This window comes from Persicimonas caeni (assembly GCF_006517175.1).
GTDB lineage: Bacteria > Myxococcota_A > Bradymonadia > Bradymonadales > Bradymonadaceae > Persicimonas > Persicimonas caeni.
Window position 1 is genome coordinate 2,639,015 of the sequence record NZ_CP041186.1, and the last position, 26,621, is coordinate 2,665,635.

General features: G+C 61.4%; 13 protein-coding genes, 2 tRNA genes and 3 rRNA genes. 6 read left to right on the forward strand and 12 right to left on the reverse strand.

From position 1 onward, the window contains the following. Positions 1-105: 105 nt before the first annotated feature. Both FIV42_RS09760 and FIV42_RS09765 read right to left on the reverse strand, forming a co-directional pair. On the reverse strand, positions 106-2,472 hold the full coding sequence (locus FIV42_RS09760) for a DEAD/DEAH box helicase (protein WP_141197501.1): 2,367 nt from the start codon (positions 2,470-2,472) through the stop codon (positions 106-108). Further along, complete coding sequence (locus tag FIV42_RS09765) at positions 2,472-5,870, reverse strand: Eco57I restriction-modification methylase domain-containing protein (RefSeq protein WP_141197502.1); 3,399 nt, start codon at positions 5,868-5,870, stop codon at positions 2,472-2,474. The genes FIV42_RS09760 and FIV42_RS09765 overlap by 1 nt, the downstream gene beginning before the upstream one ends. Before the next feature lie 306 nt (positions 5,871-6,176). Here FIV42_RS09765 and FIV42_RS09770 point away from each other — a divergent pair, with 306 nt between their 5' ends. Together FIV42_RS09770 and FIV42_RS09775 are read left to right on the forward strand one after the other, a co-directional pair. Beyond that, a complete protein-coding gene (locus FIV42_RS09770; RefSeq protein ID WP_141197503.1) occupies positions 6,177-8,318 on the forward strand; it encodes a response regulator in 2,142 nt (713 codons plus the stop codon). A gap of 82 nt (positions 8,319-8,400) precedes the next feature. Next, the gene (locus FIV42_RS09775) at positions 8,401-8,766 is read left to right on the forward strand and encodes a response regulator (protein WP_141197504.1); all 366 of its coding nucleotides are present in this window, start codon (positions 8,401-8,403) and stop codon (positions 8,764-8,766) included. A 91-nt stretch (positions 8,767-8,857) separates the two neighbouring features. Here the strand turns inward: FIV42_RS09775 and FIV42_RS09780 are convergent, their stop codons facing one another. The 7 genes from FIV42_RS09780 to FIV42_RS09810 form a co-directional block, all read right to left on the reverse strand. Then, on the reverse strand, positions 8,858-10,471 hold the full coding sequence (locus tag FIV42_RS09780; RefSeq protein ID WP_141197505.1) for a DUF4397 domain-containing protein: 1,614 nt from the start codon (positions 10,469-10,471) through the stop codon (positions 8,858-8,860). A gap of 167 nt (positions 10,472-10,638) precedes the next feature. After that, a complete protein-coding gene (locus FIV42_RS09785) occupies positions 10,639-11,598 on the reverse strand; it encodes a DUF4397 domain-containing protein (protein WP_141197506.1) in 960 nt (319 codons plus the stop codon). Between the two features lie 292 nt (positions 11,599-11,890). After that, positions 11,891-12,007: ribosomal RNA gene (gene rrf, locus FIV42_RS09790) — 5S ribosomal RNA — on the reverse strand. A gap of 122 nt (positions 12,008-12,129) precedes the next feature. After that, a 23S ribosomal RNA gene (locus tag FIV42_RS09795) occupies positions 12,130-15,170 on the reverse strand. Between the two features lie 268 nt (positions 15,171-15,438). Then, positions 15,439-15,511 (reverse strand) — tRNA-Ala (locus FIV42_RS09800). A 42-nt stretch (positions 15,512-15,553) separates the two neighbouring features. Next, positions 15,554-15,627: transfer RNA gene (locus tag FIV42_RS09805), tRNA-Ile, on the reverse strand. Between the two features lie 122 nt (positions 15,628-15,749). Next, positions 15,750-17,284, reverse strand: a 16S ribosomal RNA gene (locus tag FIV42_RS09810). Together the 16S, 23S and 5S rRNA genes with 2 tRNA genes alongside form the textbook arrangement of a ribosomal RNA operon. 1,151 nt (positions 17,285-18,435) lie before the next feature. Here FIV42_RS09810 and rsmD point away from each other — a divergent pair. The 3 genes from rsmD to FIV42_RS09825 all read left to right on the forward strand — a co-directional run bounded on the left by rsmD (position 18,436) and on the right by FIV42_RS09825 (position 20,729). Continuing rightward, positions 18,436-18,981 (forward strand): 16S rRNA (guanine(966)-N(2))-methyltransferase RsmD, encoded by a 546-nt coding sequence (gene rsmD / locus FIV42_RS09815; RefSeq protein WP_141197507.1) that lies wholly within the window; start codon positions 18,436-18,438, stop codon positions 18,979-18,981. A 76-nt stretch (positions 18,982-19,057) separates the two neighbouring features. Then, positions 19,058-19,543 carry a pantetheine-phosphate adenylyltransferase gene (coaD, locus tag FIV42_RS09820; protein WP_141197508.1) on the forward strand — a complete coding sequence of 162 codons (486 nt, stop codon included), beginning with the start codon at positions 19,058-19,060 and terminating at the stop codon, positions 19,541-19,543. 10 nt (positions 19,544-19,553) lie between these two features. Beyond that, positions 19,554-20,729, forward strand: coding sequence for a pyridoxal phosphate-dependent aminotransferase (locus FIV42_RS09825; RefSeq protein ID WP_222615426.1), 1,176 nt, complete (start codon positions 19,554-19,556; stop codon positions 20,727-20,729). Positions 20,730-20,798: 69 nt separating this feature from the next. Here FIV42_RS09825 and FIV42_RS09830 read toward each other — a convergent pair whose 3' ends face one another. The 3 genes from FIV42_RS09830 to FIV42_RS09840 all read right to left on the reverse strand — a co-directional run bounded on the left by FIV42_RS09830 (position 20,799) and on the right by FIV42_RS09840 (position 23,322). Continuing rightward, positions 20,799-21,410, reverse strand: coding sequence for a putative metal-binding motif-containing protein (locus FIV42_RS09830; RefSeq protein ID WP_141197509.1), 612 nt, complete (start codon positions 21,408-21,410; stop codon positions 20,799-20,801). Positions 21,411-21,547: 137 nt separating this feature from the next. Further along, positions 21,548-22,189 carry a putative metal-binding motif-containing protein gene (locus FIV42_RS09835; RefSeq protein WP_141197510.1) on the reverse strand — a complete coding sequence of 214 codons (642 nt, stop codon included), beginning with the start codon at positions 22,187-22,189 and terminating at the stop codon, positions 21,548-21,550. 86 nt (positions 22,190-22,275) lie between these two features. Beyond that, on the reverse strand, positions 22,276-23,322 hold the full coding sequence (locus FIV42_RS09840; RefSeq protein ID WP_141197511.1) for a hypothetical protein: 1,047 nt from the start codon (positions 23,320-23,322) through the stop codon (positions 22,276-22,278). A gap of 276 nt (positions 23,323-23,598) precedes the next feature. Between FIV42_RS09840 and FIV42_RS09845 the strand changes: the two genes are divergently transcribed. Continuing rightward, the gene (locus FIV42_RS09845; RefSeq protein WP_141197512.1) at positions 23,599-26,529 is read left to right on the forward strand and encodes a 1-acyl-sn-glycerol-3-phosphate acyltransferase; all 2,931 of its coding nucleotides are present in this window, start codon (positions 23,599-23,601) and stop codon (positions 26,527-26,529) included. The last annotated feature ends 92 nt before the right edge of the window (positions 26,530-26,621 follow it).

Here is a 26,621-nt window from a genome sequence, read left to right on the forward strand (position 1 = left end):
GGCAACTAAGGACATAGGGGTTGCGAATCGACCATTTTTCACGATTCGCAACCCCTATGTCCTTAATTGCTTATGTAGAAGGACTACGAAAACCGAGCCTCTACTTCACCCCACCTGCAACCCCGCCACGATTCGCAACCGCACACGCGGGCTCCACTGCGGCACGTCTCCCACCACGCGGCGCACCTGCGCCAGTAGCCGCCCCGGCGGTAAATCTGCGCGACACAACCCGGCGAGACGACGTTCGGTGCCGCGGGGGAACGAGCGCAACAGCTCGTGGCGAAACTCGGCAAGCTCGTCGGCGGCGAGGTCGAGCGCGCCCTCTTCGACGTGGGTGTGGAGCTCTGCCCACAGCCGTCTTTGCGGGGCGTCGAGGCGCACCGGGAACGGGGCGAGCCGGGCGGCACGGAGCAGCTTTTCGCGGCGCTCGATCGCCCCCCGGGCGGCTTCGAGCAGCTCCGTGTGGGGTTCGGCGGGGGCGACGGGCGAGCGCAGGTCGGCGTCGCGGGCCATCCCGTCGAGCAGCGCGGCGAGGCGAGATTCGACCTCGCCGTCGTCGCGCACCCGCAGCCACATCCAGCGCGTCGTCTCGGCGTCTTTGATGGCCACCAGAACCCACAAGCGCCGGATGTCCGGTGCCGTGCGAGCGCACCAGAACGGCGCGTCGAACGCATTCGCACCTTCGCCGCGCAGACTCTCGGCGAGGGCGTCGAGGCGTGTGAGCGCGGCCAGTGGGCGAAGCGTCTGCGCGTCGTCCGCAGCACCGCCTGGCGAGGCGCGCGTGGGCTCGGTTGCGATCCGACTCGCCGCGACAAACCCAGCGCCGGAGGCCGCGGCCTGGGCGAGCTTGTCGTCGAGCCGACGACGCATGCCCAGGCTGTCGGTCCACGAGCGCGGCCTCGGAAGGTAGACCGTCACCCGCTCGTGCGGGCCGCCGGGGCGCACCAAGCGTCCGATGCGTTGCTCGACGCCGAGCGGCGAGTACGGAAGATCGGCCAGCACGACGCGCCCGCAATCCTGCAGGTTGACGCCCTCGGCCAGGCAATCAGTGGCTACGAGCACGTCGAGGCGTTGGTGGGGCTCGACGCTGCGCCCGCCGTTCGATCGCGGCGCGAAGCGTCGCACGATCTCGTCGGCGCCCACGCGCCCCAGACCCGTCGCCTCGCAGCCATTGCCCGTAACGAGGCCAACCTTGGCCGTCGCGCCGAGCCCGTCGACCAGATAATCGTACAGTCCACGCGCTGCGCGCTGATAGCTCGTGAAGACGAGCGTCTTGCGCGCGTCGCCGCGGACCAGCTCCAGAATTGCGTCGCGCTTTGCGTCGCCGTTTCCGAGCACCGCTTGCACGCGGCGCTCGAGCCCGTGGAGCACCTCCAGATCGCGCTCGACCGCCTCGCGGCGAAAGGTCGGCCCCGCCGGACCGTCGAACAAAAACGGGAAGACGCCCTGGCGGCGGCCGAGCTCACCGTCGAAGAGCTGGCGAAAGCTCTTGCGGCTCAGCGTGCGCCCGTGGGCGTCGGCCTCGAGCCACCGGGAGTGAAACGCGCTCATCTGGGCGAGCGTATCGGCCAGCGCATCCGCCCCGCTCTCCCAGCGCTTGAGCACGTACTGCACGAGCAAGGGCCTGGGCCAATCGGCCCGGAAGAGTTCCAATGTCATGCGCTCGAGCTCGGCCTCCAGATGACGCCACAACCACAGCTCGGCTCCGCGCGCCTCGTAGCCGAGCACCTCGAGCGAAACGTTCGGCCGGCGCCCAAAGCCTGCTCGCGACGGTTGCTCGGTGCGCCGAATCACCACCTGCTCGACGAGCTCGGTCAGATCGAAGCGGCCCGCCTCGGCGAGCTCGAAGGCCTCGCGCAGGTCGTGCCCGATCGCGCCGCGCAGGTCGTGCTCGCCCAAAAAGAGGCTCAGCAGGTGGTACAAGTCCCACTGGCTGTTACAGACCGGCGTCGCCGTGGCCAAGATCACCGGCGCCCACGCCGCGAACCGCGCCAGCGCCCGGCTTCGCTTCGCCTTCGGGTTGCGAAACCGGTGCGCCTCGTCGACGACCACGACCGCCGGCTCGCCGGGCCCGTCGAGATGAGAAAGGCCCTCGCCGCGGCTGAGCGCGGTGTGAGTGACCACCTCGAACTCTGCGATTCCCGCACGTGTCAACGCCTGGTCCCATTGGCGCCTCAACCGGGCCGGCACGCAGACCCACACTGGCCCTGCCCGCCCCGATCGAAGCCGCGCATCGCGCGTCAACGCCTTGGCGATCGCCAGGCTCACGCGAGTTTTGCCCAGACCCACCGCGTCGGCCAACACCACTCCGCCGAACGCCCGCGCCATGCGAAGCCCACGCGCCGCCGCGCGCCCCTGGAACGGGGCCAACGCGAGCTCGCCGACCTGCACCGGCGACTCGGCCGCATCGCTGCGCGCGTCGGTGAGCGCGAAGGCGTGACGAAACCACTCTCGCACTGTCTGTTCGCCCATCACGCAACCTCCCCGCAGGCGCCCTCGCCTGTGCGCCAACCCTGCAAGCAAGCCACCTCGTCGGCGTCGAGTCCGTACAGCGAACCGGCGAGTTCGCCGACCGGACGGGCTTTGTCCGTGCGGATGCGGCGCTCGAGCGCGAGAAGATCGGCAAACTCACCGGCGCGACGCTGCGTGTCGGCTTGCAGAAAGTCGACGAAACGCTTGGGCACCGGCAACAGGCGCATCACCCACGCAAAATGGCGTCGCCACCCACCGCGCGCCCGTTCGCCCAGGGCATAGGCGAAGGCTCGCAGCGCCGGGCCGTTGAAGAGCGCGGCCAGGAGTCGAGCCTCGACGTCGTCGCCGAGCGCGATGAAGTAGACCGTGTTCAGCGGCACGACGTCGGCCGGCGCGAGCGCGGCCTCGAGCTTCGGGCTCAGATCGCGCCAGACGACCTTGGGGCGAATGATATCGTCTTTGACCCGGAACATCTGCCAGAGCGGCTCGTCCAGACGATGGTCACTGCGGCCCTCGAGGCGCCTGCCGTGGCCGGCAAAATAACGCCGCAGACATTCGGGCAGGTCGCGTCGAAGCTCGAGCGCGTCGTCATAGGGCCACAAGATGCGTCGGTCGGGCTCGACCGACCATGGGCGCACGTCGCGGCCGCTCAGCACGGGGCGGCTGAACGTGTCGAAATGCGGCCCGAGGAGCTCGCGGGCGTGCTCTTCGTCGTGCACGAAGACGTCGTTGCACCCGGTAAAGAGCCCGCGCACAGGCTGCAGACGCTCGACCTCGCCAAGCGGCACCGAGGCTTTGCGCATCTTGTCGAAGAGGTGGGTGATATCGGGCTCGGCCAAGATCCACGGGGCGCCCGGGTGGTCGCCGGCGGCGTAGAGCGTATCGCTGTCGGCGCGCCAGCTTCGTCGGTTCTCGCCGCGCCACACCGATAGGCGCATCGGCGCGGGCTTTCGCGCAGGCCTCGCGGCCTTTCGCCGCCGCGGCGCGGCCTTCTTTTGGACGTGCAACATCGCCGGATAAACCGTGGCGTCGAAAATGCGCCGGCTGCCGTCGGAGTAGTCCTCGAGCGCGACGAGCGCGTGTTGCGAGAGTTGCTCGCGCAGCGCGCTGCCGTGAAGCGAGCTGAAGAGCTTGGCCGGCACCAGTCCACACAAGCGACCGCCGTCGCGGAGCAACTCGAGCGAGCGCTCCACGAAGAGCGCGGCGAGATCGACCTGCGGGCCGAATGGAGCGCGGATGCCCGCGCGCTTGGCGCCCGGCCACAGCCGCCGACGGTGCGACTCGTACCGAGCGCACAGCACCTCGCGCTGCGCCGAGTCGATGCGGTGCGCGCGAACCCAGGGCGGATTGGTGATGATGATGTCGAAGCCGCCTTCGGGCAGCAGCTGGCCGAAACGGGTGGCGTAGCTGAACGCGAGGCGGGCTTCGCGCCCCGATTCGAGCGCCTCGAGCGCCTCGTCGACCGCCCTTCGCTCGGCATCCAACCCTTCGCGCTCGCGCTGCTGCTCGTCGGTCAACGAGACCTCGCCGCCGAACAGGTCTTTGGAGGCGGCGAGCGCCGATAGTGGTTCGAGCTTGGCGTCGAGCGTCTCCCTGCGGGTCTGGAGCATGGCACGCTGCAGCTTCTTTTCGAGTTCGCGCATCCCTTTGCGCACCTGCTGCTTTTGGGAGCCGTGGGTCGTCAGGTAGCGGCGCTGGGCGCGCTCGAGCTCGTCGACCAGTGCGCGATTCGACTCCCCGTCAACCGCGTCGGCCCACGCGGCGAAGCTCCCCTCGCCGACGCGCAGGCTCACCAAATCGGTCGGCGACAGGAGCGAGTTGCCCACGCAGACCTTGTGCGACAGGTTCGGCAGCGGCGGAAGCTCGTCGATGGGAACCGCCGGAAGCGTGCCCAAAAGCGCGAGCCACAAGCGCAACTCGCAAAGGCGCACCGCGGTATATTGGATGTCGACCCCGAAGAGATGCCGGTGGATCAGACCGCGGACCAGGCGGTACTCGGCGAGGGGATCATCGGTGTCATCTTTGCGGCCGGCGTCGGAGCCGACGGCCTTGCGACATCGGCGAAGCGCGTGCAGCGCCTCGAGCAAAAACGCCCCCGTGCCCACCGCCGGGTCGAGGATGCGCACTTTATCGAGCGCGTCGGAGATCGCTGTGCGCGTCTCGTCATCCAGCGCGACTGGGCGGCCGTTCGAGAGCGCCTCCAACTGCTCGTCACTCAGCGGGGCGGCGTCGCTCAAATAGCCGCCGAGCGCCTCGTCCACCAGACTCCGAACGATGTCGCGCGGCGTATAGAAGCTGCCCGAGGTCTGGCGCGACTCGCCGTACATCAGGCCTTCGAAGACCCGGCCGAGCATTTCGGGATCGACCGCGCGCTGCTCGTCTGCCCCCTGCATCTCCTCGGCCGCAAAATGATAGCGCTCGAGCAGGCCCTCGACGACATCACCGAAGACGTCGTCGGACCACGTCATCCGGGGATGCGCCCGCTCGACAGGAAGCGGCTCGAAGAGGCCTCCGTTTAGAAACGGCAGGTTGCCGAGCTCCTCGGCCTCCGGCTCGCGTTCGTCCACCGGACGGTTGAGCGCCCCGAAAAAGAGCGGACGCAACACCGTGCGATAGAAGTTTCGACCGTCGGCGCGCGCCTGGCGAAGGTGGCGCAGCACAAAGCGCCGATCACCGTCGAGGGCGCCGCGGAGTTGCAAAAAGTACAGAAAGACGAGGCGAAGCAAGGTCGCCAGCGCCACGTCATGACGGGCGCGCTCCTCCCCGGGGCCATCGCAGATCTCCTCGCGCAATAGCCCCAGTGCGCGCTCGAAGCCACGAAAGAATTCGCGGGTGAGACCCTCTTGCTCGAGCACCTCGCGGACGTGGCGCCGAAGCGCGCTCGGGCGGTCGACGACATCGCCTGCGGCGAGGTCTCGCACCGAAAGCGCCGCCCACTGACGCACCCCGATGGGGTCGAGTTTGTCGCGGTCGACGTCCATTCGCCGAACGAAGAGCCGCCCGTCGACGTGCTCGTCGACCATCGCCACGCTTATTCTGTTGGTGCTGTTGTGACTGTTGGCGCTGTTGTTGGTGCGCGCCCACCACCAGACGACGAGCTCGTCGGAGTTGCGGCGGCGGACGTCCAGCATCATGCGCCGAAGCGTCCGCCATGGTATCTCACCTCTGGCCAGCAGCAGCCGAAACCCCGGCTCGGCAGCGAGCACTTCGAGCGAGTCGAGACCTGCAGGGTCTTCAGGTGAGATGCCCCAGGTCGACCACGCCTGCGGCGGGATCTCGGAGCGGTGCGTTGTATCGAAGCCGAGGAGTTCGGCGAGCGCCGCCCAAGCTCCGTGGTTCAACAGTCGAGCTATCTGCGCGGGGACCGTGTCCTCGCAATCTATCGGTTGATCATTCACAGGATCCTCCCATGTCTCGAGTCGATTCAGCAGCGGGAGCCATCGTTAGCCCCCTCTCTACTGTTTTCGGCAGAAATCCCGAATTTGTTGCGTACGATCTTCTGACACCCACCCCACAAGGGCTTCTGGGGCACTTTTTTGTATTCCTCGCCTGGTGCTCGACAGTTAAGCCGCCGAATTATCTCTTGAAATCACTTGCCCCCAGCCTTACAGTACCAGTGAACTTTTTTAGCATATATAAAACGCGAGCAGCACCGGGTCCCCCCGTCTCATTGCTCTGCATGCAGTTCTACTTTGGAGCATCCCGTGTCTAATCAGTCCGACTCGTCTGACAAGAGTCGCCCCGAAGGCTTCGCCAATCCCGACTCGTTCCTCCCCGGCGAAACACCTCCCTTCGACTTCATCGTCGAATCGATCAACGACAGCATCTTGGTTTGCGATCTGCGAGGTGCGATCACCTACGTGAACCGACGTTTCGCCAAATTGATCGCCTATGATCGTCAACAACTCGTCGACGGCATGACGATCTTCGACGTAGTGACCCCCAAAGGAGCGCAGCAGCTCAAAGAGTTGCTCAGCAAGCGCCAAGAAGGAGGGGAAGAGTCCGACAGCGACTGGCAATATGAACTGGAGCTCAAACGCCAAGACGGATCGGTGGCCACTGGACTGATCAACACCACGCCTATCAAAGGGGAAGATGGGGCTTATACCGGCACCATCGCGGCGATCACCGACATCACCGAGCGCAAAGAGGCCGAGGAAGCCCTCCGAGCGGCGCGCGCCGAGCTCGAGGAGCGCGTCAAACAGCGAACCGCCGAGCTGGAGAAGGCCAACGAGGCCATGCAGCGCGAGGTCGAAACCCGTCGATTGGCCGAGACCAAGGCGCTCGAGGCGAGCAAGGCCAAGAGTGCGTTTTTGGCCAACATGAGCCACGAGCTGCGCACTCCGCTCAACGCCGTGCTCGGCTATACCGAGCTCATCGACGAGGACATCAACCTGTTTTTGTCCGGCGACGACCCCGAGTTGCCGGCCGAGTCGATCCAAAACGACCTGCACAAGATCCACCGCGCCGCGACCCACTTGCTGGCGATCATCAACGATATCCTCGACTTGTCGAAGGTCGAAGCCGGTCGTATGGACCTGCACCACGACACCTTCGAGTTCGGCGACTTGCTCGACGAGATCGCCGAGACGATCTCGCCGCTGGTCACCACCAACAACAATGAGTTGAACGTCGAGATCGACGACAGCTTGGGCACGGTGACCACCGATCGCACCAAACTCAAGCAGGTGCTTCTCAACCTCGCCAGCAATGCCTCGAAGTTTACCAGCGACGGAACGGTCACCATCAAGGCCAAACTCGACGAATCCGGCCCACGCGGATGCGCCGTCGTCGAGGTTTCCGACACAGGCGTGGGCATCGCCCAGGACAAACTCGAAGATCTCTTCGCCCCGTTTACGCAAGCCGACAGCTCGACCACCCGCGAGTACGGCGGCACAGGCCTCGGGCTGACCATCTGTAAGCGTTTCTGCGAACTGATGGGCGGTGAGATTTCGGCGGAGAGCGAAAAAGGCGTCGGGTCGACGTTCTCCGTGCGGATTCCGGTCGACTCCAAGCAGGTCAGCCAAGACCCCGCTCCCTCGGAGGTTGAATGGTCAGAGGAACATGGGGTACCCCATGTGGGCGACGCCGAGGACACGTTGGTCTTGGTCATCGACGACGACGCTGACGTCCACGAGTTGATGCGACGGTTTCTAGTCTCTCGTGGCTATCAAGTGATCTCGGCCTACGGCGGCGATCAGGGGCTCGAATATGCCCGAAAGCTCCAGCCCGACATCATCACGCTCGACGTCATGATGCCCGGGCGCGACGGCTGGTCGGTGCTCACCGAGATCAAGTCGGACGACGAGCTTGCCGAGATACCGATTGTCATCGTCTCGATGATCAACGATCGGAATATCGGCTATGCGTTGGGAGCTTCTGAATACCTGGTCAAGCCGATCCAGCGCGATCGACTGGTCGGAACGCTGAGCCGCTTTCGGTCGAAGAGCGCCGAGGGCTCGGTGCTGGTCGTCGAAGACGAGGCAGACACTCGCGAGATGGTCCGCCGCCACCTCGACCGCGCCGGCTGGCAGGTCGAGACGGCCGAGAACGGTCGCGTGGCCCTCGAGAGGCTCGAGGAGGGTCTGGTTCCCGACGTTGTCGTGCTCGATTTGATGATGCCCGAAGTCGACGGATTCGAAGTTGCGGCGACGATGCGCCAAAAGCCAGATTGGGCCGATATACCCATCGTGGTGCTCACGGCGATGGATCTGTCCGACGCCGATCACGCCCAGCTGCGTGACAGCGTCTCACGGATCTTGCAAAAAGGTAGCACGAGCATCGATTCGGTGGTCGACCATATTCTCGAAGCGCTCGACTCCAAGGCGGCTGCACCGGTGGCCTGACCCCCGGCGCAGAAGCGCCCCGAGCCGGCGTCCCAATGGCGTCGGCAACAAAGATTTCTGCAACACCCTGTGAGGAATGATCATGGCCACGATTTTGCTGGTCGAAGACAATGAGATGAACCGCGACATGCTCGCTCGCCGCCTGCAGCGACGCGGCTACGAAGTCGTGATCGCCGGCGACGGACAACAAGCCCTCGATCTCGTCCACGATAGCGCCCCCGACCTCATCCTGATGGACCTGAGCCTGCCGGTCATGGACGGCTGGGAAGCCACCCGCCGGCTGAAGGCCGACGATGCGACTGCCTCGATCCCGGTGATCGCGCTGACCGCCCACGCGCTGCAGGCCGATCGCGAAAAGGCCCTGGCCGCCGGGTGCGACGATTTCGCCACCAAACCTGTCGAGTTCAAGAAACTCCAGGGGCAAATGGAGGCCCTGCTCGACGGCTGAAGCTGTTGACGCCGTAGGCTAGACACGCAAAACCCCGGCAGGCGTCCGTGCCTGCCGGGGTTTTGTACGCTCTGCGCGTTCACACCACGAGTTATTGCGCGGGCGCAGCAAGATCGGCCGCGGTGCCGTCGGCCGTGAAGGCGGTGACGCCGAAGTCGGCGTCATCGTCCGTGTCGAGCGTACCGCGGGCGACGACCGTCAGATACTGACCGGCAAAGCCCGACAGCGGTGCAGCAACCGTCGCGACAGCCGACCCGTCGGACGCGGCCGTAATGTCGACGTTGACGTCGTTCGCCGCGGTCGTCGCGATATCCGAGTAGTTGCCGAACGCCAGATCTTCGGCCAAGGTAAGCGCACCGTCCGCCGCGGTCACGTCAACGGCCGGAGCATCGGGCGCGCCGTGGAAGATCTGCAGGGCGACTTCGCCATCCGGCGCCACTTCCTGGGCAGCCGACGGACGGATCTCGAAGTTGTCACCAATGAGGCCACTTGCGATGGCCACCCAAGTACTGCCCGGCGTAATGACGTTGCCTTCGATGGTCTGGCTATAGACCGGCGAGGAGTTGTCGGCGGCATCTGCAGCCGTGATGTCAATCGCCAAGTCTGCGCCCGACGGCACCGTGATGAAAGGCGAGGCCGACAGGTAGGCAAAATCGTCGAGCAGCGGAGCGTCATTTACGTAAACATCGACGGTGCTCGCAGCAGCATCGGGGCTTGCGTGAATCGCCTGCAGACGGGCCGCCTGCTCGAGCGGAATGCCCTGAACGCGCTCACCACCAGATAGCGGCGTCGCCGGGAACGCAAAGAGACCGGCGGCGGGGCCATCTTGGTTAGCGGAGGGGTCGAAGAACCCCGAGGCAACGACGGTGAACGAAAGGCTCGGAGGAAGCTGCGGGGTCTGGAAGTGCAGCGCCGGCACGCCCTCCGGAGCTACGTCGACGACATGCACCGCCGGTTCGAGGGACACGTAACCTGCAAAGTTACCGTACGTCAGATCTTCGATCTGCGGCGTCTCGGCGTTGTCCACCGTGATGTCGACGGCCGGGATATCGGTCGCGCCGTGGTAGACAAGCACGTCAGCTGCGGTATCCGTCTCGGCCTCTTCGCGTGCATCGGCGAAAACGTCGAGCATCAGCGCAATATCTTCACCGCTCGGGTTGTCGGCGAAATCGTCCGGGTTGCCGACCCCGTTAGCCACCACGATAAAGGTGCCGTCGGCGGTGAACTCGACATCCGTGAACTCTTTGATGACCGTATCGTCATCATCGAGGGTGGTGTCACCGTCACTGGCTGCGTCAGCGCCGGCGATCGTGATCGTCAAACTGACTCCCGCCGGTACGTCGACAAACGGCGTGGCTGTGCGAAACTCGAAGTCGTCGATCAGAATCTCGCCGTTGGCGAACACGTCGACGGTTGCAGCGGCTGGATCGGCTGCGTTGTGAATGATCTGCGCGCGAGCAGTCGCTCCGTCCCCTGCGTCGTCGCCTACATCTTCACCGGCGTCATCACCGACATCGGCGACTCCGGTGTCCGGGGCGAGATCGTTGTTCTCGTCATCGTCATCATCGCCACAGCCTGCAGCGATCAGGCCCAGCGAAAGCAAGGCAACCAACACCCAAGATTTCTTCGACACAACGCCATACAAACTCGTACTCATTGCATCCTCCCAAGTCATATTGAAAATAGTGCTACGGTGGTCGAGCACCCGAATTTCGTGGGCGCATCAAAGACTAAGCGCACTCGCGCCTTTTCCCACCGTGGAGTTTGGATGCAATTTCGCGACGGTTCGTAACACAGACACCTCGAAGAATATCAAAACGCCCGCTCACGCAAGGGCGTGAGCGGGCGTCGTTTTAGATCCTAGCGGCGCTCTTATTGCTCCGGAGCCTCCAAGTCGATGCTGTTGCCATCGGCACCGAACGCGGTCGCGCCGAATTCAGCGTCGTCCGTGGTATCGATCGTGCCACGTGCGACGACCGTTAGATAATCTCCGGCGAAATTCGACAACGGAACCTCGAGGCTCACCACAGCCGTGGTCGTGCCCGCCAACAACACATCAGCGACCACGTCGTTCGAATCGACCGTCGTGATACCCGAAAAATCGCCAAAGCTGATCCCTTCGGCCAACGTGACCAGTCCGCCTGCCGCAGTCACATCGACCGTCGGTGCGTCGGGCACTCCGTGAAAGATCTGCACTGCGGTCTGACCACTCGGCGCATTCTGCTGCGCCGGACCGAGTCGAATCGCAAAGTTGTCACCAACCAGTCCACTGGCGATCGCCACTGCCGTCGCGTCTTCAGTCACGGCCGTACCTGGAATGGTCTGGCTGTAAACCGGGTTCGAGTTGTCCGTCGCGTCTGCCGCTGTGATGTCCACATCGAGATCGACCCCTGCCGGCACCGCCACGAAAGGAGTGGCCGTCAGGTACGCAAAGTCGTCGAGCAGCAGCTCGTCGTTGACCCACACGTCGACCACACTAGCCGCGTCGTCGGGACTCGCGTGAATGATCTGTACCAGCGCCGTGGCGCCGTCCGCGTCGTCCTCGACGTCATCTTCGGCGTCGCCCACGTCGGCAGCGTCCGCCCCGTCTCCAATATCAGCCGGCTCGGCGTCTTCGCCGACATCCTCGGCCTCGTCTGCGTCCTCCTCTCCGACATCCTCGACGACATCCTCACCAATATCCTGGTCCTCGTCGACGTCGGTGAACCCGATATCCGGCGGCAAGTCGTCATCGTCATCGTCACTACAGCCCGCCGCTGCCAAGCACATCGCCAGCGACGCGATCAAGAACAGCGTTCTTCGCTCCTGCATCCACTTCGCATACGTAGTCATTCGTCCCCCCTCTGCTTGGGATAAACTCATCCTACACATCCAAACGTGTCCGTATGGATGCACTCTAGGACATCCACTGCGCGGCTCCCCCAAAATGACAGCTGGATTGATGCTTCAGGTAATTCTGAGCGCGCTACCCTTCAAGTTTGTCACATTTCAAATGATTGCGATGATTGCGACCATTCTCGAGAGCAGCGAGGAGGCCTTCCGTGTGTCGCGAAACGACACCGATGGCCAAGAAACGACAAAAGCCCCGACAGGCAAAACCTGTCGGGGCTTCTGGCGTATAAAAAGCTGGCAGCGACCTACTCTCCCACAGCGTCACCACTGCAGTACCATCAGCGCTGGAGAGCTTAACGACCGAGTTCGGGATGGGATCGGGTGTGGCCTCTCCGCTATAACCACCAGCAAACCTTTGCGATTTAGAAAATCGCACAGGACAGTGTCTTTTGATGTTCTAGCTTTTTTGTCTCAGCGAGGCATCCTCTTTGACTGATCCGACCGACCCTGGGGTCGAGCAAAGCAAGTAAAAAGGTCAAGCCTCCTGGTCGATTAGTACGTCTCAGCTCCACATGTTGCCATGCTTCCACTTGACGCCTATCCACGTCGTCGTCTTCGACGGACCTACAGTCGGGTTTACCCGAAGGGAAATCTGATCTTGAGGGGGGCTTCCCGCTTAGATGCTTTCAGCGGTTATCCTGTCCGCATATGGCTACCCGGCCGTGCCGCTGGCGCGACAACCGGTACACCAGGGATGCGTCCACCCCGGTCCTCTCGTACTAGGGGCAGTTCCTCTCAAATTTCCTGCGCCCACGGCAGATAGGGACCGAACTGTCTCACGACGTTCTGAACCCAGCTCGCGTACCACTTTAATCGGCGAACAGCCGAACCCTTGGGACCTACTCCAGCCCCAGGATGTGATGAGCCGACATCGAGGTGCCAAACCTCCTCGTCGATGTGAACTCTTGGAGGAGATAAGCCTGTTATCCCCGGAGTACCTTTTATCCGTTGAGCGATGACCCTTCCATTCGGAATCACCGGATCACTAAGGCCTGCTTTCGCATCTGTTCGACCTGTATGTCTCACAGTTAAGCTGGCTTGTGCCTTTACACTCTTCGGCTGGTTTCTGTACAGCCTGAGCCAACCTTTGCGCGCCTCCGTTACTCTTTGGGAGGCGACCGCCCCAGTCAAACTGCCCACCAGACACTGTCCTCCACCCCGCTTCAGGGGTGTGAGTTAGGCATCCAGGTCCACCAGGGTGGTATTTCAAGGGTGACTCCACCGACGCTGGCGCGCCGGCTTCCCTGTCTCCCACCTATCCTACACAGGTGGACCCGAATGTCAGTGCCAAGCTACAGTCAAGGTTCACGGGGTCTTTCCGTCTTGCCGCGGGTAAACGGCATCTTCACCGCTAGTTCGATTTCACTGAGTCCCTGGTCGAGACAGTGGGGAAGTCGTTACGCCATTCGTGCAGGACGGAACTTACCCGCCAAGGAATTTCGCTACCTTAGGACCGTTATAGTTACGGCCGCCGTTTACTGGGGCTTCGGTTTGCAGCTTCACACCCGAAGGTGTTAACCGCTCCCCTTAACCTTCCAGCACCGGGCAGGCGTCAGACCCTATACGTCCTCTCTCTAGAGTTCGCAGAGTCCTGTGTTTTTGGTAAACAGTCGCTACCCCCTGCTCTCTGCAACCCGTTTCCGCTACAGTCGTTAAGACGTTCACGTACTCGGGGCATACCTTCTCCCGAAGTTACGGTATCAATTTGCCGAGTTCCTTAACCAGGGTTCTCTCAAGCGCCTAGGTGTACTCCACCTACCTACCTGTGTTGGTTTACGGTACGGGCCACTCACGGACTCCGATGCGAGATTTTTCTTGGAAGTATCGCCACAATTCGTTGACATGCGCTCCCAAAGCGGAGCGCTCCTCATCCCCTCTGACCTTATGCCGTAGCGTTTGTGGCCCATGGCCTCCTACTACAGCGGCTGCGGGGTTGAACCGGCATCCAATCGCCGGCGAACCTTGCGTGCTTCGTCATCCCTCATCTTCAACGTCTCGCGTGTGGGTGCAGGAATATTAACCTGCTTTCCATCGCCTACGCCTTTCGGCCTCGGCTTAGGTCCCGACTAACCCTGGGCTGATAAGCATGGCCCAGGAACCCTTAGGTTTTCGGCGACCAGGTTTCTCACCTGGTTTTACGTTACTCACGTCAGCATACTCTCTTCCAGAACCTCCAGGACTCCTTACCGGTATCCCTTCACAGGCGACTGGAATGCTCCTCTACCACTGCACTTGTTCCGTAGAACAGGTACAGTCCGCAGCTTCGGCAGACGACTTAAGCCCCGGTGTATTTTCGGCGCGGATTCACTTGACCAGTGAGCTATTACGCTTTCTTTCAAGGGTGGCTGCTTCTAAGCCAACCTCCTGGTTGTCTGTGTGCCTCCACATCCTTTTCCACTTAGTCGTCATTTAGGGGCCTTAGCTGGCGGTCTGGGTTGTTGCCCTCTCGCCTACGAACGTTATCGCCCGCAGACTGACTCCCGAGGTAACACTCGACGGCATTCGGAGTTTGATTGGGGTTGGTAGGCGGTTAGCCCCCTTGCCCATTCAGTGCTCTACCTCCGTCGGTGATTGTCTCGAGGCCCTACCTAAATAGGTTTCGAGGAGAACCAGCTATCTCCGAGTTTGATTGGCCTTTCACCCCTACCCTCAGCTCATCCCCTGACTTTTCAACGTCAGTGGGTTCGGTCCTCCATTCCGTTTTACCGGAACTTCAACCTGGCCAAGGGTAGCTCACTCGGTTTCGGGTCTGCGCCTGACAACTTGTCGCCGGTTAAGACTTGGTTTCCCTGCGGCTTCTCCTGAGCGGATTAACCTTGCTGCCAAACGCAACTCGCTGACTCATTATGCAAAAGGCACGCAGTCACACGGCCCAAAAGGGCATCGTGCTCCCACTGCTTGTAGGCATACGGTTTCAGGTTCTATTTCACTCCCCTTAAAGGGGTACTTTTCACCTTTCCCTCACGGTACTTGTGCACTATCGGTCGTTTGCGTGTATTTAGCCTTGGAAGATGGTCCTCCCAGTTTCCGACAGGATTTCACGTGTCCCGTCGTACTCGGGAACTCGCTTCGCAAGACAAGTCGATGTCGCCGACGGGGCTATTACCCTCTCTGGCCGGCCTTTCCAGAACCGTTTGGCTATCGTCTTGTTTTTGACTTGCGCCTGAAGCCACAGCTTCAGGAAAGCGAGCCCCACAACCCTGCTCGAGCAACGCCTGTGGGCTTGGCACTCGAGCAGTTTAGGCTCTTCCCCGTTCGCTCGCCGCTACTGAGGGAATCTCAATTGATGTCTTTTCCTTCGGGTACTGAGATGTTTCAGTTCTCCGAGTTCGCCTCCAACACCTATGTATTCAGTGTTGGATGACCTGGTATTACCCAGGCCGGGTTTCCCCATTCGGAAATCCATGGATCGAGGCCTGTTTGGCGGCTCCCCATGGCTTATCGCAGCCTTCCACGTCCTTCATCGCCAGCAAACGCCAAGGCATCCACCGTACGCCCTTAGTAGCTTGACCTAAGAATGATGTGTATCTCTTAAAAAAGAGACCACAACAAAGTGCGCTTGATGTTTCTAAATGATGTCTCGATGGACAACCTTTGGAATCATCAAGAGCAAGACTTACTTGCTCGATTCCAGGGTCCATCGGATCAGTGTATATCGTTTCATCCACAGCTCGTAATGAGCTGTCGATGGAAGATGCCTGACTGAGAGAGTTTGTTCCCATCCTAGAGAACGCACTCTCATCAAAAGACACTGTCCTATGCAATTTTCAAAGATCGCAGTGGAGGATATCGGACTCGAACCGATGACCCTCGCCTTGCAAAGGCGATGCTCTCCCAACTGAGCTAATCCCCCACGTCGGTTCAGAAAACTTGGCCCGGAGGCCGCTGTTTTCAGTGGACCTGGCTAGATTTGAACTAGCGACCTCACCCTTATCAGGGGTGCGCTCTAACCAACTGAGCTACAGGTCCAAGACGCGGCAAAACAGGAGTTCAGACAAGACGGCACGTAGATTTCTTTGGCGGTGCGCTTTGGAGGGCAAAGTGCGCGAGACACTCATAGATGCGAGTCGTATTAGAGCTAGATGCTCCGTAAAGGAGGTGATCCAGCCGCAGGTTCCCCTACGGCTACCTTGTTACGACTTCACCCCAGTCACCGTTCACTCCTTCGGCGGCTCCCTCTAAAAGTTGGGTCACCGACTTCTGGAGCAAACGACTTCCATGGTGTGACGGGCGGTGTGTACAAGGCCCGGGAACGTATTCACCGTGGTATGCTGACCCACGATTACTAGCGATTCCAGCTTCATGCAGTCGAGTTGCAGACTGCAATCCGAACTGAGGCCGGCTTTTTGGGATTGGCATACTCTCGCGAGTTAGCTGACCCTTTGTACCGACCATTGTAGCACGTGTGTAGCCCTGGACATAAGGGCCATGAGGACTTGACGTCATCCCCACCTTCCTCCGAATTCACTCCGGCAGTCTCCTTAGAGTGCCCAGCATGACCTGGTAGCAACTAAGAATAGGGGTTGCGCTCGTTGCCGGACTTAACCGAACATCTCACGACACGAGCTGACGACAGCCATGCAGCACCTGTCACCGTGCTCCCCGAAGGGCACCCTCTCGGTTAGGAGAGATTCACGGGATGTCAAATCCAGGTAAGGTTCTTCGCGTTGCTTCGAATTAAACCACATGCTCCACCGCTTGTGCGGGCCCCCGTCAATTCCTTTGAGTTTTAACCTTGCGGCCGTACTCCCCAGGCGGTTCACTTAATGCGTTAGCTTCGTCACGGACTCTCAATTGAGCCAGCAACTAGTGAACATCGTTTACGGCGTGGACTACCAGGGTATCTAATCCTGTTTGCTACCCACGCTTTCGCGCCTCAGCGTCAGTTCCGATCTAGTCAGTCGCCTTCGCCACTGGTGTTCCTCGTGATCTCTACGGATTTCACCCCTACACCACGAATTCCACTGACCCCTCTCGGACTCAAGCCTACCAGTTTCCAATGCACCTCCGGGGTTGAGCCCCGGGCTTTCACATCAGACTTAATAGGCCGCCTGCGCGCGCTTTACGCCCAATGATTCCGAACAACGCTTGCACCCTCCGTATTACCGCGGCTGCTGGCACGGAGTTAGCCGGTGCTTCCTTCGGAGGTACCGTCATGCCCGACAATGCGGGTTTTCTTCCCTCCTGACAGAGCTTTACGACCCGAAGGCCTTCTTCACTCACGCGGCGTTGCTGCGTCAGGCTTTCGCCCATTGCGCAAGATTCCCCACTGCTGCCTCCCGTAGGAGTCTGGGCCGTGTCTCAGTCCCAGTGTGGCTGATCGTCCTCTCAGACCAGCTATCTATCATGGCCTTGGTGAGCTTTTACCTCACCAACTAGCTAATAGACCGCGAGCTGATCTCCGAGCGCCCGAAGGCTTTGACCGCTCCGGCCGCAGCCGGTGTGGTCTCATGCGGTATTAGCTACCCTTTCGGATAGTTATCCCCCGCTCGGAGGCACATTACTCACGTGTTACTCACCCATTCGCCACTTTACTCGGGACCCGAAGGTCCTTTTCTCGTGCGACTTGCATGTGTTAAGCACGCCGCCAGCGTTCGTTCTGAGCCAGGATCAAACTCTCCAGTTTGAAATAGAGCTCCTCTATAATGAACAACCAATCTCTCAAAGGTATAAGAGCTGGTTGCCAAGCGTTCGCTGCGACACACGTCCTTCTCGTCTAGCGGGCGAACCCACTAAAGAAGGTGTGATGGCTGCTATGCTTGGAGAGCTGCGTACAGGTTTTGGTCGATTTTGATGACCGAGCACTTGCGCCTCTATAGTAGAGGTGGCGACTTAAGAAAGAAGAACCTGTCAGGAAACCACTTTCGAAAAGCCTTGCGCTCGGGCCGTGCGCGCTTCGGGCATCTATCTCCGAGCCCCTCCTTTGGAGGGACGCGCGTCACACGACGAGGTCGACTCGTCTGCACACTAGCTTCGCCAAACAAAGAGCACTACCTTTTCTGAGTTAGACTCAGTAAGAAAGACGTGCCGTCTTGTCTGAACTCCTATTCTGTTTTCAAAGAGCCGCTCGATGTTAAGCCGTGTCGGCTTTTTCATCAGCGGGCGGCGGAGCATATGTTCGTTGCTGCCGCCTGTCAAGAGCCTTTTTCAAAACTTTCGAAGCGTGTTCGAAATTCCGAGAAGCCTCTCGCCGCCGACTCGAGCCGTTGGGCTTTTCGTCAGCGGGCGGCGGAGCATATGTTCGCTGCTCCAGCCTGTCAAGAGCCTTTTTCGTTTCTTTCGAACATTTTCGAAAGCGACAATCGAGCTCCTGGGCGCTGACCCGAAGCCGTGAGGCTTTTCGTCAGCGGGCGGCGGAAGGTAAGTGCTTACCGACGCCGCGTCAAGAGCCTTTTTCGTTTCTTTCGAGCTTTCTCGAAATCAGCGTTTCGGCTCTCGCCGCCGACTCGAAGCCACGTGGGCTTTTTCGTCAGCGGGCGGCGGAAGGTAAGTGCTTACCGCCGCCGCGTCAAGAGGTTTTTCCGATTCTTTTGGAGCGCCGTTGGCCGGCGTCGTTTCCTCTCGAACCAAGCGTTTAACTCATCGGTGCGAGGGAGTATTTCAAAGAATCTCGAAAACCTTCCCCGGCTGCGAGTTGGCGTCGTTTCGCCAGCCTCCTCAGCGCGGAAGCGGGAGTTTACATGCGCTGGGCTTGAGGTCAAGGAAAACCTGCCCATAATGAGGCCCGGTTCCGAGCATGGGACACAAGATGGCTAGAACTACTTATAAGGAAACCCGATGCGAATCATTGCAGGCCGTGCTGGCGGGCGTTCATTGGCTTCACCGGAGACCCGGGAGATCCGCCCGACGCCCGATCGTGTGCGCGAGGCGCTCTTTTCGATCCTGGGCGACATCCACGACGCGGTAGTTGTCGACGGCTTCTCGGGCACAGGGGCGCTGGGGTGTGAGGCGCTGAGCCGTGGTGCCAAGGTTTGCTACTTCATCGAGCGGCGTGAAGAGGCGCTCGAGTTGATCGACGAGAACCTGGAGCGCATTGATGCGCGCGATCAAGGAATCGTGCTTCGCGGTGACTTCACCAAACAACTCGTCATGATCGACGAAGATCCCGATTTGTGGCTGCTCGATCCCCCTTATCATAAGGGATTGGGCCAAAAGGCCCTCGAGGAGATGGTCGGGGCGCCGTGTGTCAGTGACCAAGCCTTGGTCGTGCTCGAGCAGGATCTCGGAGAGGACGTGCCCGAGGTCGACGGCTTCGAACTCGAGGATACTAGAGAGTACGGGCGCACGCGCGTGAGCTTCTTCCGGCGCGTGGTGCAGCAGTAGCCATTGCGCCATAGAGCGCAATCGAATAACACCGTCGTCGTAGCAGACAGACGATTCCCGAACGCCGAGAACTACCATGGCTCGCATCGCGATCTACCCGGGCAGCTTCGATCCGTTGACCAACGGTCATGTCAGCATCATCGAGCGCGGCCTGCGGATCTTCGACAAGATCATCGTCGCCATCGCCGTCAATATCCGAAAGGAGCCTCTCTTTACGGTCGATGAGCGCGAAGAGTTCATCCGCACCGAGTTTGCCGACGAACGTGTCGAGATCGACACCTTCTCGGGGCTGCTGGTCGACTATGCCGCCAGCCGCAACGTGCGGGTGATCCTGCGCGGGCTGCGCGCGGTGAGCGACTTCGAGTACGAGCTGCAGATGGCCAACATGAACCGCAAGCTCGACGACAGCATCGACACCGTCTTCATGATGACCGAGGAGAGCGACTTTTACGTCAGCTCCAGCTTGGTCAAAGAGGTGGCGAGCTTTGGAGGCAAGGTCGAGGGTGTGGTGCCGGAACACGTAGAGCAGAAGCTGGTCGAGAAATTTGCCGACAAAAAGTAAGGAGCGCAACGTGATCAAACTCGCCGACAGAATCAATCGCATCGAGCCGTCGCCCACGCTGGCGATTTCTGCGCGCGCTAAACAGATGGTGGCCGATGGTATCGACGTCATCAGCTTCAGCGCCGGAGAGCCCGATTTCAACACGCCCGAGTCTATCCGCGAGGCCGCCAAGCGCGCCATCGACGAGGGCAAGACCAAGTACACCCCGGCCGCCGGCATCCCGCAGCTGCGCCAGGCGATCGCCGACGACTACAAAAAGCGTGGTCGCGACATCGAGGCCAGCCAGGTCGTGGTGACCGTGGGCGGAAAGCACGCGCTCTACAACGCCACGCAAGTGTTGTTCGGCGAGGGCGACAAGGTGCTCATCCCCGCACCGTACTGGGTGAGCTACCCGGCGCAGGTGACCTTGGCCGACGCCGAGCCCATTGCAGTGGAGACGGGACTCGACACCCACTTCAAGATGCTCCCCGAGCAGCTCGAGAAGCAACTGGAGGACCCGTCGGTCAAGGGCGTCATCCTGTGCTCGCCGTCGAACCCGACCGGCTCGTGCTATTCGAAAGAGGAACTCGAGGCGCTCGGCGAGGTGCTGAAGACCCGCGAGGACGTGGTGGTCTTCTTCGACGCCATCTATGACCGGCTCTACTACGGAGGCGGCATCGCCCCGGATCTGGTGGCGACCGTGCCGGAACTCGAGGACCGCACCATCACCTTCAACGGGTTCAGCAAGACCTACGCGATGACCGGCTGGCGCCTGGGCTATGCCCACGGGCCGCAAGAGATCATCAGCGCGATGGCCAAGCTGCAGAGCCAGTCGACCTCGAACACCACCGCGTTCGCCCAGTGGGGCGCGCTCGAGGCGTTGAACCTCGACGACTCGGTGATCGACGAGATGCGCGACATCTTCAAGCGCCGCCGCGACCTCATCGTCGAGGGCTTGAACGCCATCGATGGCGTCGAGTGTGCCACGCCCGACGGCGCGTTCTACGTGTTCCCCGACTTCTCGTCGTTTATCGGCGATCGCTTCGAGGACGATATGGCGTTGGCGGGCTACCTGCTCGACGAGGCGAAGGTCGCGCTCGTGCCCGGCTCGGCGTTCGGCACGCCCGGGTACCTGCGCATGTCGTATGCGACGAGCGACGAGCTCATCGAGAAAGGAGTCGCGCGCATCAAGGATGCGCTCGGTTAATCGGATAAGCGAGTAATCGACAGATGAGTGAGAGCCGGCGCGGCTGATGCCCCGCCGGCTCTTTCTGTGTCAGTCACACTCGCCTGCGGGTCCCTCCGTACCCCGATAGGTCTGTCCATCGACCTCGTAGGTGAAGGCACCGGCGTTGGTGTCACAGGTGGCGCGAACCTCTTGGCAGACGGTGCCTTCGGGGCGCACAGAGGGGCGAAGCACGCACTTGTTGGCTTCGCATTCGTAGCCATAGACCCGGCGCAGGTCGCTCGGCACCGCACCGCAATCGGTGCTTATCTGGCAATCGAACTCGTCTACTTGGTCGTCGCAGTCATTGTCGACGCCGTCACAGAGCTCGGGAGCCCCTGGCGAAATGTCGGAGCGGGTGTCGTCGCAGTCGAGTTGGTATTTGTCCGGAGGACAATTGGTTCGGTCGGCGCCATCACCGTACCCGTCATCGTCGAGGTCGATGTCGCCTTCGGGATCTGCAGACTGATCGCACGGCGGCGCTGTTAGCGGCACCGGCTCCTCACAGATGCCATCGACACATTCGTAGCCCTCGATACAGTCCCCATCACTTTCACACGGATAATCCCCCTCGGGCAGCCCATCTGCGCCTGCATTACACCCCGCCCCAAAGCACAACATGCCCAGACATCCGATGGTGATGAGATAGCGTCTGCAGTCCATGGTCAAGCCCTCCCAATGAGTTTGATGGTTGGCCTCCCAGTCTAGCGGCCAAGAACGAGAAAAGCCAACGCAGCCTCAAGGCCGCGTTGGCTCTTCGCTATTCAGATGCCCGTCGAGTCAGGCCCCATTTGCTGGGTTTACTGACACTCGAGGACCGGACCTTCGGTGGCCGTGTAGCTCTGGCCGTTGAAGGTGTAGGTGAACGCCTGCTCCTGAGAGTTGCAGGTGATCTTGATGTCGGCACACGTGCCGCCGTCGAGTTGCTTGGCCTGGTTGAACGGCTGCATCACGCAGGTGTTGTTCTCGCAGGCAAAGTAGTCGAGGTAGTTGACCAACTCGCTGGGCGGACTGCCGCACTCCGAGGAACTCGACTGACAATCGAACTCGTCGACCTCGGTGTCGCAGTCGTCGTCGGCGCCGTTGCATCGCTCACCGGCGCCCGGGAAGATATTCGGATCGGTGTCGTCGCAGTCCTCGGCCTGCTTGCTCGGCGGACAGTTGGTGCGGTCGCTGCCAGTACCGTAGCCGTCGTTGTCCAGGTCGATATCGCCCTCCGGATTGCCTTCTTGGTCGCAGGGCGGCGCATCGGGAGTGCCGATGGGCTTTTGGCAGACCATGTCGGTTTCAGAGCACACGTAGCCTTGGATGCAGTCGTCATTGGTTTCGCAGGGGAAGACCCCCTCTTGGTCGACGTCAAAGCCGACGGTGCAACCAGTCCAGATGCCTGCGGCGAAGCAGACGGAGGCGATCGTAAGGAGAATGGTATTTTTGCTGCGCATCTATATCTCGTCGTCAAGTCTTGCTGTGTGCGTCTTGTCTAGCCGTCTAGGTTGTCTAGCCGTGCAAGATCGCTGTGCAAAACGAATCAGAATTTGAAGGAGGCCCCAAGGCCGACGTTATCGACGCCGAAGCTCGGCTGGATGTCGACGCGGTCGAGCAGTCCGGCGCGACGACGGCCCTCGGGGGCGGCGACGTCAGAGCCGGACTCGACGTAGAACAAAATCCCGCTGATGACCGCCAGGCCGGCCGAAGCGCCGTACAAGACGTTGGCCGTCAGCGCGTCGCCCTCGACGTCGCGCAGCATCTGCTGAGCTTCGGCCTGCGAGATGGTGAACTGGCCGCCGGCGTTCTTGCTGCCGATGATGGCGTCCTCGCCGTCGGAGGCCTCCATGCCGAAGTAGATGCCGGCGCCGAGGCTGGCGACCGACAGACCGGCGGCGGTCCAGGCCAAGATCTTCTGGACGGTGCCGCTGTCGCCCTCTTCACCGTAGTTGGGGCCCTTTCGCTCGACGCGGATGTCGAAGATGTCCTTCATGGCCGGCTCGACCGAGTCGAGGACCGAGTCGAAATTTCCGAGACGATCGACCGAGGTGTACTTGACGAACAGCTTGTCGTTGACGTCGAACAGGTCGACGTTGAGCGACAGACCGCGCGCCTTCTGCTCGACGCGACCGATGAGGATGCGGTCGACACCGGCGTCCTGGCCGACTCCCGACAGACACAGCGGCTCGGTCACGCACGAGGCGATGCCGTTGGCCTCCAGGCCGTTGAGCACCGGCGCGCCGTCCTGAGCGCGGTAGTTGGGGTCGAGGCTGACCGCGTCGAGCATCTTTTGTTGCAGCTCGATGCGCTGGTCGCGGTCGATGGCTTCCGAGGGAATGGCGACCACGGCGACGGTGTAGCTATCGGTGGCGGCCGTGTCTTGCGGCTCCTCCTGAACCTCCTCGGCGCCAAAGGTCATGGTGCCGTCATCTTCGGCGGCGCCGTCTTGCCCCTCCGACTCCTCTTCTTCGACCTCTTCGACTCCAAAGTCCATGGAGCCCTGGGCAAAGGTCGCCGAAGGGATGAGGAGCATCACCAAGAAGCTCGCCAAGAGAAAGATCCGAGGCCGCGAAGGCGTCATATCTGCCATAATCTAGTGTATTCTCTAAGTTGATTTGGTCTGGCCCCACCAGCGTGTGCATGCTGGCCAACAGGTAGTGCAGACATTTTACGTAGCAGGCGCGAGTTTACAACAGGTGTTCGCGCTCGTCGCCCTTCAGGAGTACCATAGGGTGTAGGTAGGCGCAATTTTGTGCGGGAGAGTTCGTAGGCCCTCGGGAAAGGTCGTTGGCTCGCGGATGTTGTGGTGTTGGGATCGAGGGTTTATAAACGCCTCGTGTTGTAAGCCTCGAAAAGGAAGCAGACGTTGGCTGCGGACGGAGATCTCGAAAATTTTGATGGCCCGGCAGGGAGCAGCGACGAGTCGATGCTCCCCGAGGGGCTGCCCCGGCTCGACGAGGAGTCCGAAGTCGAGGTCGACGATGCCCAGGCGCTCGTCGAGCGCCACGCGGCGCTGGCCGAGCAATTGCGCGAGCGGCCGCACAAGTCGGCGATGCTGCGCACCCTGGGGCGTCTGCTGCGCCTGATCGGCTCGGTGCTCTTTGCCCACGTGTTGTTCGGGCAGCGAAACGCCGACAATATTCGCGACGCGGCCAAGCGCGGCACGCCCGTGTACGTGATGCAGTCGCGAAGCTTCCTCGACTACCTGTACTTCAACTACGCCTTTCTCAAGCACGATCTGCCGCTGGCCCAGTACGCCAACGGCGTGAGCACCATGTGGGTGCGCGGCCCCTTGGCCTGGCTCAAAGGCCTGTTCCGGCGCGGCCCCTCCGAAAAGCCCGAGGAGCAAGTCCAGGCGCTGGTCAAAAACGACGAGGCGGTCTTCATCTTCTTGGAGAAGCCGCGCAAAGAGCCCGACGAAAACCTCGAGTTCAGCCAGAAATACCTCACGCGACTCATCCACGCCCAAAAGCAGGTCGACGAGCCGATCTATGTGCTCCCGATGCTGCTCATCTGGGAGAAGCGCCCCGACCCCAAACGCGCCGGGTTTATCGAAGATATCTTCGGCACCGCCCAGCGCCCCGGCTTTTTCCGCAAATTCGTCGGCTTCTTCCAGACCTTCTGGCAGAGCTTTTTGCGCCTGGGCCAGCCGATGGTCCAGATCTCGACGACGCTCAACCTGCACGAGTTTTTGCGCGAGTACCCCAACGCCGGCAGCGCCGATGCCTCCGAGTTGTTGCGCGGCCGCCTGCTCGACTACCTCGACCAGGAGCGCCACGTCATCTTGGGACCCACCGGCGAGCCGGTCGACAAGCTCTACAAAGAGCTCATCAACCGCCCCGCGCTGACCAACGCCGTCCACGAGATCGCCGCCGAGGAGGACGTCTCCGAAGACCAGATTCGCAAGCGCGCCAAAAAACAATTCGAAGAGATCGCGGCGACCCCGAGCCTCTTGATGCTCAAGCTCTTTTCGTCGGTCTTGAGCTTTGTGTGGTACCGCATCTACGACGGCTTCGAGGTCGACATCGAGGGCTTCGAGAAGGTGCGCGAGGCGGCCCGGGAGAGCAGCATTGTGCTCATCCCGAGCCACAAGAGCCACATCGACTACCTGGTGCTGAGCTACATCTTTTACAACTACGGGATGATCGCCCCGCTCATCGCCGCCGGGGTCAACCTGTCGTTCTGGCCGCTCGGCCCGCTCTTTCGGCGCGCAGGCGCGTTCTTCATCCGCCGAAGCTTCCGCGGCGAGAAGCTCTACCCGGTCGTCTTCCGCGAGTACCTCATCCGCCAGATGGAAGAGGGCTACCCCATCGAGTTCTTCATCGAGGGCACTCGAAGCCGCACCGGCAAGCTCATCAAGCCCAAGTACGGCATGCTCGACATGATCATCCGGGCGTTCACCTCCGGGCGGATCGACTCGGTCAAGATGGTGCCCATCTCGGTGGGCTACGAGAAGATCATCGAGGAGCGCTCGTACCGCCGCGAGGTGCTGGGCGCCGAAAAAGAAAAAGAGAGCCTGACCGGGCTCCTGAAGACGCCCAAATTCCTGACCAGTAAATACGGCCGCCTCTACATCGAGTTCAGCGAGCCCATCGACCTGGGTTCGTACCTCGACAAGTACGACATCGACCGGCTGCGCCCCGAAGAGGACGACCTCGACGACCTGACGGTGCGCCTGGCCCACCGCATCATCTACGACATCAACCACGTGGCCACGGTCACCCCGTCGTCGCTGACGGCCACCGTCCTGCTCAACAACCCGGTGCGCGGCACCGACCGACGACGCTTTCTGCACGAAGTCGGCTTCCTGCTCTACTTCCTGACCCACCGCTTCGAGTCGACGCGCCTGTCGCGGACCCTGCGCGAGGGCCTCGAGGAGAACAAAAAGGCCCTCGACCGGCTCAAGGAGCGCCAGCCGAGCCCGGCCCTGCTCAGCCGCCCGGAGCGCACGCCGGACGCCGACGAAAACGGCGCCGGGTCTGCCAAGGCCCCCCCGACGATGGCGGACGACGGGCCGGTGCGCATCGAAACGGTCATGGGTGAGGCGGTCTCGACGGTCATCGAAGAGGCGATCGGCCTGTTCGAGGACAACGACCAGGTCGTCATCGAGAAGACCGACGAGGACGTCTTCTACAGCGTGCCCGAGGAGTCGCGCCTCGAGCTGGCGTACTACCGCAACAATATCGTGCACTACTTCGTGCCCGAGGCGCTCCTGGCGACGGCGATTCGTCGTTTCGACGCCCCCGAGGTGCCGCTGGAGCCGCTCATGGAGGAGACCCGCTTTTTGAGCCGGCTCTTCAAGTACGAGTGGATCTACGAAGAGCGCGCCGAGTTCGAGAACGTCTTTTTGCGCACGCTCGCCTACTTCGAGCACGCCGGCTGGGTGTCGGCCGACGAGATCTCCGACGACACCCTGCAGGTCGACATCCCCAAGCCCTTCCCGCCCGAGCTCGGCTTTTTCCGCCGCCTCGTGCTCAGCTTCCTTGAGGCCTACGCGCTCACCGCCGAGCTGCTCGAAGAGATGGAGGGCGTCTGGGAGCGCGAGGATCTGGTCAAAAAGGCGCTCAAGCGCGCCCGCAACGACTACCTTCGCGGGCGCATCCTCTACTACGAGACCCTGTCCAAGCCGACGTTCAAGAACGCGGTGCGCCTCTTCGAGGACTGGGGCGTCATCGAGCGCCAGAAAGACGCCAAGAAGGGCTCGGCGTACTGCTACCGCCTCGTCGATGACTGGGAAGGCGACAAGCTCGCCGACTTGCAGTCACACCTGCGCGCCTTCGTCTATCAAGGCGACTAACAGGCTGCCCTGCCCCCTTCCACGATCGCTGTTGATTCTCATATCCGACATCTGCTAGGTTGCCCCCACTTATCCAACTCCGCATTTGGAGT